The 7868-nt window shown below is 64.3% G+C and carries 7 protein-coding genes and 1 pseudogene; 7 read left to right on the plus strand and 1 reads right to left on the minus strand.

Annotation, left to right across the window (positions count from 1 at the left end; translation table 11 throughout):
- Positions 1-300: pseudogene (locus VGV07_RS23245) on the minus strand (hypothetical protein); the annotation flags it as partial.
- A gap of 377 nt (positions 301-677) precedes the next feature.
- On the opposite strand from VGV07_RS23245, the gene VGV07_RS23250 reads away from it, so the two are divergent.
- The 7 genes from VGV07_RS23250 (at position 678) to VGV07_RS23280 (ending at position 7601) form a co-directional block, all read left to right on the plus strand.
- Positions 678-1853 (plus strand): sugar ABC transporter substrate-binding protein, encoded by a 1176-nt coding sequence (locus VGV07_RS23250; RefSeq protein ID WP_326871130.1) that lies wholly within the window; start codon positions 678-680, stop codon positions 1851-1853.
- Complete coding sequence (locus tag VGV07_RS23255) at positions 1850-2776, plus strand: sugar ABC transporter permease (RefSeq protein ID WP_326871131.1); 927 nt, start codon at positions 1850-1852, stop codon at positions 2774-2776. The genes VGV07_RS23250 and VGV07_RS23255 overlap by 4 nt, the downstream gene beginning before the upstream one ends.
- The gene (locus VGV07_RS23260; protein WP_326871132.1) at positions 2773-3600 is read left to right on the plus strand and encodes a carbohydrate ABC transporter permease; all 828 of its coding nucleotides are present in this window, start codon (positions 2773-2775) and stop codon (positions 3598-3600) included. Before VGV07_RS23255 ends, VGV07_RS23260 begins: the two co-directional genes overlap by 4 nt.
- A 67-nt stretch (positions 3601-3667) precedes the next feature.
- Positions 3668-4669: an N-acetylglucosamine kinase gene (locus VGV07_RS23265; RefSeq protein ID WP_326871133.1), complete on the plus strand. Its 1002-nt coding sequence runs from the start codon at positions 3668-3670 to the stop codon at positions 4667-4669.
- Positions 4666-5685, plus strand: a complete 1020-nt coding sequence (locus tag VGV07_RS23270; RefSeq protein WP_326871134.1) for a Gfo/Idh/MocA family oxidoreductase — start codon at positions 4666-4668, stop codon at positions 5683-5685. Before VGV07_RS23265 ends, VGV07_RS23270 begins: the two co-directional genes overlap by 4 nt.
- Complete coding sequence (locus VGV07_RS23275) at positions 5682-6737, plus strand: serine hydrolase domain-containing protein (RefSeq protein WP_326871135.1); 1056 nt, start codon at positions 5682-5684, stop codon at positions 6735-6737. Before VGV07_RS23270 ends, VGV07_RS23275 begins: the two co-directional genes overlap by 4 nt.
- Positions 6738-6740: 3 nt before the next feature.
- A complete protein-coding gene (locus VGV07_RS23280; protein ID WP_326871136.1) occupies positions 6741-7601 on the plus strand; it encodes a MurR/RpiR family transcriptional regulator in 861 nt (286 codons plus the stop codon).
- The last annotated feature ends 267 nt before the right edge of the window (positions 7602-7868 follow it).

Below are 7868 nucleotides of genomic sequence, written 5' to 3' on the forward strand. Positions count from 1 at the left end.
GTGGCGCCAGTCGGGCCACGCCGCCATCGAATGCACACGCCGGGTGTGGCGGCCTTCTTCGCCGAAGGGCGCCACTTCCCATTTCCAGCGCAGCCCGCTGCGCGGTACCGGCCGGCCATGCAGCAGGTCGGCATTGTCGAGCATCACGCCGTGGCGGTTGAACACCCGGTAATCGAGGTCGGTGATCAGCGTCGCCGGGCAGGGAAGCATGGCGAGCCGGTCGAGGTGGCCGTCGACCACCTGGCGCTCCGCGCCGGGCGCGGCACGCGCCAACTGGCTGACGAGGCTCAGCGAGATCACCCAGTCGAGAGCATCGATGGCGTCAAGAGTCAGCTGAGCGCCTCCAGAAGCCGACCCTAGCTTTCCGCGGCAACCGACCATCTCGAAGACTAACCTTGCGGCGTCGATGACCCTGTGGTGGCGCGCCGTCGGCCCGCGTTTGCAACGCGGTTCGTTACCTCGACCGAGACACCGATGTAACAAATTTTCGGACTTGTTGACATTCCCGAAAATCTTCGTCAACATCCGGCAATGCCGAAGTTTTGGGGCGTTCAAGCAGAAGAGAGGTAACTGTGAACAAGCGTGGGATATTGGTTACAGCGGCAGGTCTGATGGCGCTGATGGCTGTGAGTGGGGCCGCTTCGGCGCAGGATGCGGGGAAGCCGAGTTCCCTAACGATGCTGGTGATGGACAGTCCGAGCGCCAATGGGCTCAAGGCTCTGGCCAAGACCTACCAGAGCGAGACGGGCATCGAGATCAAGTTCGTCGAGGTGCCGTACGAGCAACTCGCGACCAAAGTCATCCTGGCTGCCAAGAGCAAGCAGGCGACCTACGACCTGGCCCAGGTCGATGCGGGATACATGCCGCAGATCGTCACCGCGAAGGCGCTGGCCCCGCTCGACGATCTCATCGCGGCCGACAAGGACTACAATTACGACGACTTCCCGGAAGGCCTGAAGGCCTACGCCAAGTATGACGGCGTGAGCTACAGCGTTCCGCTGTCGACCGAGCCCTACCTTCAGTGGTACCGGACCGACCTCTACACCACGCTCGGCCTCACTCCGGCCAAGACGTGGGACGACGCCCTGGCGAACGCCAAGGCGCTCCAGGCGGCCGGCGACATCGGCTATGGCGGGGTCTACGACGCGTCGGGCGCTGCATACTTTTATCTCAGCATGCTGCAATCGTCGGGCGGTCGCTTGCTCGACCCCGAGACGAACCAGCCCCTGCTCGATGCGCCTGTCGCAAAGACGGTCATGGCGCGCTACCTGGAGCTGGCAAAATACGGCACCCCGGGCGTTGAATCGGCCACCGTGTTCGACGCGGTCAACTCCTTCAGCCAGCTCAATGTCGGGCAGATGATCCTTGCGTCGGGGTGGTGGAGCACAGTCAACGACACGGCGTCGTCGAAGTCCACTGGCCTCGTGGCAACGGCAAACACGCCGCTGAGCACAGACGGACCCTACGAGCCGGTCAGTTCGCTGTTCGGCTGGGTCGCCGGTATTTCAAGCGCTTCGACGCATCAGCAGGCCGCCTGGGACTTCCTGTCATGGGCCCTCAGCGCCGAAAATGCCGGAGCCTTCATCGACGCGGGCGCACCGCCGCCGGCGCGCATCTCGACGACCTCGAATCCGGAATTCCTGGAGAAGCTGCCCTACCTCGCGGCGGCCGGGGAGGCGACCACTGACGGGCTGCCGCTTCCGCGCATTCCCGAACTGAGCCAGATCATTGCGGTGATCAGCCAGAACATCAGCGCCATGGTCACCGGACAGAAGTCGCTGGATGACGGAATGGCGGCAGCTCAGGACGCCGTCTTGAACATCCTCGTGCAGTCCGGGCGGTACAACGGGTGACGAGCATCGCTCCCATCGAAGCCGGTGATCGCGCAGACAGCGCGATCGCCGGCCCCCCAGCCTCAACGGTGCGCCGGTGGCGGCGCCTTGAAGACGCGTTGTTCGTGGTGCCCACGTGGATCTTCATGCTCGTCGTGGGCGTCGTGCCCGCAGGCCTGGCGGTATGGTTGTCGGTGACCGACCAGTCGCTGACCAGCGGCACAGGCGACTTCGTCGGACTGCAGAACTTCATGCTGGCCGTCTTCACGCCGCGCTTCATGGGATCGCTCCTGGTGACGCTGGTCTTCGTCGTGCTGGGGCTGATCGTGCAGTTCGTCCTTGGGTACCTGCTGGCCGTTGCCCTGCACCGGCAGCTGCGCGGCTTTCAAATCGCGCGCACGGTGCTGTTGATCCCCATGCTGCTCACCCCGGTCGTCGTCGGCCTTGTCTGGAACTTCATGTTCAACCCTGACCTCGGCATCATCGGCTCGATTGTGAGCCTGTTCGGCGGCAGCGTGAACTTCTTCGCCAACGCAAACCTTGCCATCGGCGTCATCGTTCTGATCGACTCGTGGATGTTCACACCGTTCGTGATGCTGATGCTGGTCGCGGGAATGACGGGGATCAGCGACGATGTACGCCATGCCGCCTCGCTCGATGGCGCCAACTGGTGGGAGCAGACGCGCTACATAATATTGCCGATGCTGAAGCCGGTGATCACCGTCACCCTGATTGTGCGGTGTGTCGATATCGTGCGCCTGTTCGACACGATCTACACGACGACGAAGGGCGGTCCCGGCACCGCAACATCCACCGTCTCGCTGATCTCCTACGCCACGACGTTCCAGTACTACGATTTCGGCCAGGGGGCTGCGATGGCTATCGCGCTCACGGTCGTGATGTTCCCGGTCTACTTTTTCTACATAAGGATGACGCAGGTTTGAGCACACGTTCCGTCTTCGGCACATGGGCCACTCAGGCCGCTTTGGTGATTGCATGCCTTGTCGCGGTCTTTCCGCTGGCCTGGGTCCTGCTGACATCGCTCAAGAACACGCGCGACGCGACTGCGACAGCGTCGGAGGCGCTGTCGTTCACGCCCACATTCGAGAACTATGTCGATGTCGTCTCGTCGCCGGGATTCCTGCACGCCGCGCTGATCTCGGCGCTGGTCACCATTACGGCAACGCTGGGCGTAATGGTGGTCGCGACGCTCGGCGGCTACGCGTTTGCGCGCCTAAGGTTTCCGGGCCGGCGAACCCTGGCGTCGGTGATGGTGATCGTACAGGTGATCCCGTCGGTGGTGCTGGTCATCCCGCTCTATCGAATGGTGAGCGAGGTGGGCCTCTATGACAACTGGGTCGCGATCTCGTTCATCATGACCGGCTTGTCGATTCCGTTCGCCACCTGGCTCATGCTGGCGTTCTTCCGTGGCTCGCCCATCGAGATCGAGGAGGCCGCGTTCATTGACGGCGCTTCGCGTGTCCAGCTGTTCCGCTACGTGCTGGTTCCGATGGTGGCGCCTGGAATCGCCACTGCGGCGATTTTCACGGCGATCGCCGTGTGGAACGCCTTCCTCATTCCGGTCGTGCTAGGCCAGACAGAGGCCGTCACCCTGACCGTCCACGTCGCCCAGTTCATAACGTTCCAGGGGATCAAATGGGGCCCGCTTTGCGCGGCCGCCGTGCTGATCCTCGCGCCGATCGTGCTGTTTGCCCTCGCGATGCAGCGCCCCCTGGTGAAGGGACTGACGGCAGGCAGCATAAAATGAGCTCACTCGAACTGCAGCGCAAGAACGGATCGCAGCGCGGACAGTGCGCTGACAGCGGTAGCGTGACGTGACGATCATTGCGCTCGACGTGGGCGGCACGGGGTCTCGCGCCACTGTCTGCGGCGACGGTGAACGCGTCGTGTCCGGTCCGGGTGTCGAACTCGTGGATGGATGTGTCAGCTACGAAGCGGCGTTGGATGCGCTGAAGGAGCAGCTCTGCATTCACAGCCCGGTCTCCTCGGTAGCAATGGGCGCGGCTGGGCTGATGGCACGAGCCGATGCGCCGAACGTCGCGGCAGATCTCGGTCGCCGATGGGCGGCGGAAACCATCGTTGTCGCCTCGGACGCGGTAACCTCGCTGGTCGGCGCCTGGGGTGTGACGGGAGGTGCCGTCATCGCGGCCGGGACAGGAGTTGTCGCGCTCGGGACCGATCTGGCGACGACCTGGAAAAGGGCGGACGGATGGGGCCCATGGGTCGGTGATCGTGGCAGCGGGGCCTGGATAGGGGCCCAGGGGCTCGATGCCGCGCTGCGACGGGCAGATGGGCGGCGCGGTGGATCGAGCCGGCTGCGGGATGCGGCCCACCGCCGCTACGGCACCCTCGCCGACCTGCCGACCGCGTTGCGGCGGACCTCCAATCCGGCTGCCGTGCTTGCGGGATTCGTGCCGGATGTCGTCGAAGCGGCCGATGCGGACGACGACGTTGCGCGGCGCATCCTTACCGAGGCGGCCGGGCATTTGTCGGATGCAGCGTCAGCGGTGCTTGGCCCCGCTGTCCCGCCGCGCGTCGCGCTCATTGGGGGCATTTCCCGCATCGACCGGATCGCGAGGGCGTGGGCCGAGGCGATGGCGGTGGCGCATACCGAAGCAGAATACGCGGTTGGCTCCGGCTCATCCCTCGAGGGGGCCGTACGACTTGCGGAGCAGGCGGCGGGATCTGTGCCGCCCACTTCCCATCCACCCTTCATCTCGGTGTTCACGGGACGAAGCAGTGACATGCGCTCAGGCGAAAGGATCGCCTGTGTGCACAGCAGCAATCAACAGACAACAAACAAGGAACGAGCATGAAGTTCGGTGTTATCGGCGCAGGGATTTTCGGGTCCCGGCACATCCAGACCTTCGACCGGCATCCCGACGCCGAACTGGTCGGCGTTCTAGAACTCAACCGCGAACGCGCCGAAGCTGCGGTCGCGAAATTCGCCAGCGGCCCGGTGCCGATCTACACGGACCTGAACGAATTCCTTGCCATTCCCGGGCTTCAGGCCGTCTCGGTCGCCACTCCCGACCACCTGCATACGGCTCCCGCAATCGCCGCGGCGAAGGCCGGCATGCACCTACTCGTCGAAAAGCCGCTGGCCACCACGGTTGCAGAGGCGCGCGCCATCGTGGATGCGGCCAAGGAAGGTGGCGGCATCCTCATGGTCGACTTCCACAACCGCGTAAATCCGCCTTTCGCCGACGCCTACCAGGCGGTGCGCGACGGACGCGTGGGCGAAGTGAAGTATGTGTACGCGCGGTTGAGCAACACCGTTGCAATCGCCAAAATGATCAAGTGGGCCTCTTCGTCGTCATCGCTGTGGTTCCTGGCGAGCCATATGGTCGACGTTGCGCAGTGGATCGTCGGCGAACGCATCGTCAAGGTGACGGCCCGGGAGAGCCGTGGGGTACTCGAAAGCCAGGGTATCAATACGCCCGACCTGTTCGTGATCATGGCGGAGTTCGAGTCCGGCGCCCTTGCCGTGTTCGAGCACGCCTGGATTCTGCCCGAGGGCAATCCGACCAATACCGACTTGAAATTTGAAGTGCTGGGATCGGACGGCGCGCTCTACATCGACACCACCCACAACCGCACCCTCGAAATCCACACCGCCGACACGATCGACTACCCGGCCATCCTCGTTCCGCCATACGGCCCCCGGATGACCGGGTTCGTGCTGGATGCGATCGCCCAGTTCGTGGATGCTGCCAATGGTCGCGGCGAGGTGCTGGCCACCGGCGAAGAGGGACTGCAGGTCACGGCAGTGCTCGAAGCCATCCTCGAGTCCATCAAGTCCGGCGGGCCGGTCCAGGTGCAGGTGCCATGATTTCGGCTTCGCAGGCTTACACTGCGGAGCTACAGGCGCTGCTCGACGAAGGCGTAGCGGAGCGACTTTACTCGGGGGCGTCGGCGGGACTCTCAACTCCCGCCGGCCGGACGGTCGTGTCGGCGGGGACGCATGCCCTCGACGACGCCACCCCGGTGGGACCCGACAGCCTGTTCGACTTGGCTTCAGTGTCGAAGACCTTCACGGCGGCAGTTGTGCTGCGTCTGGCCGAGCTTGGCCGGGTCGACCTCGATGCACCAGTGGCGCGCATTCTGCCTATCGGACGCGGCCCCGGAGCAGACGACATCACGCTGCGGATGCTGCTGCTTCACGTCTCAGGCTTGCCAGCGGAGTCGTTCGTGTGGCGCGACCCAGATGTTCCCCCTGACGAACGAGTCGCGCGCGTGCTCGCCAGTCCGCTTGAGAGCCGACCAAATGAGCTTTACCGGTATTCGTGCGTCGGCTACATCGCGGCCGGGGCTGTGATAGAACGCGCAACAGGCGCGACACTGCAAGAACTGCTCGGTGACCTTGTCACCGGGCCACTTGGGCTGATGTCGGTATCGTACGGCCCCGTCGATGTGGCGCGCGCCGTCGCGACGGAGGAACAGCCGTGGGTTGGGCGGGGGATGTTGCGGGGTGAGGTGCACGATGAACTCAACCGGTTCCTCGGCGGCAAGGTCGGCAACGCGGGGTTATTCGCAACGGCAGAGGACATTCTGGCGTTCGCGGAAAGCTTCCTCAACGAGCGCCTGTTCCAAGGCGGAAGGCTCATGCAGATGGTGACGGACGGTCTCAGCGAGAGCCATGGCAGTTCGTTCGGCCAGGGCCTCGGTCCACGCATCCGCGATCGCGAGTCCTTCGGTGAACTCGATGGGTACGGGCATATCGGTTTCACCGGCACGTTGTGGGTGGTCGATCCCCGGCGACAGGTGGCCGGTGTGCTGCTTACCAACAGCGTGCATCCACATCGCGATCACGCCGACTTTTCGGGATTCCGCCGGCGCTTCGGAGACTGGGTGGCAACGACCTTCCCGAGCTTGGGCGTGTGACGCTTGGGGATTCAATCGAACATCGAGGCATCGGCAGCGACCTTCACACCGACCATGCGTCGGATTGCGAAGGCCATCCGCGATAACCCGGCAGGCGTACTTGAGATGTCCATTTCGCAAATCGCGGAGGCCTGCGGCACCTCGGTAGCGTCTATCGTGCGCTTCTGTAACGCCGTGGGCGTCAGCGGTTATACCGAGCTGCGGATGTCGCTGGCGACCGAGTTGGGCAAGGAAGCGGCGCAGTTCGGCTCCGGCCTGACATTGGGCGCCGAGATCGCCCGTACCGACTCGCTCAGGGATGTGGCGGCGAAGGTAGCATCCCTTGAGATGCTGGCGATCGAGGAAACCGTTTCGAGCCTCGACTTCGACACGCTGGAGCGGGTCGCCGCTGCAATGGACCAAGCCGACCGTATTCTGCTGTTCGGGATCGGAGCGAGCCGCTTCGTTGCGCAAGACCTGCATCAGAAGCTGTTTGGTGTGGGGCGCAATGCGTCCCTCATGGCCGACACCCACGAAGCCTGGTCGGTGGCCCTGCTATCGCCACCGCGCACTGTCGCGATGGGGTTTTCGCATTCGGGCACGACGACGGACACGGTGCAATTCCTCAGTATTGCCCGCCAAAGCGGTGCGCTTACGGTTGCAATTACCGGCGTACCGGATTCGCCGCTGGCGCGGACTGCCGATGAGCATCTCGTCGCCCGTGCGCGTGAAAGCTCGCTGCGCGCTGGTGCCATGGTCAGTCGCATCGCGCATCTGGCAATTGTCGACTGCCTGTTCATGGGGGTGGCCCGGTTGCGCTACGAAGAGACCATCGACGCACTCAGGCGCACCCGCGACATCACTCATCCCGAGCGGGGCGGCTGACAGGCGCGTCGGTGCGGCCAAGTTCCAGGAACTGGCCGAGAAGGCCAAGGCCGAATGCCCGGTGTCGCGGGCGCTTGGCGCCATCAATGTGAGCCTCGACGCACAGCTGGTCTGAAGCCTGCTGACCGCCTTAGGCGTGGCGCCAGTCGGGCCACGCCGCCATCGAATGCACACGCCGGGTGTGGCGGCCTTCTTCGCCGAAGGGCGCCACTTCCCATTTCCAGCGCAGCCCGCTGCGCGGTACCGGCCGGCCATGCAGCAGGTCGG

Source organism: Devosia sp. (assembly GCF_035944845.1).
In the GTDB taxonomy this organism is placed as follows: Bacteria; Pseudomonadota; Alphaproteobacteria; order Rhizobiales; family Devosiaceae; genus Devosia_A.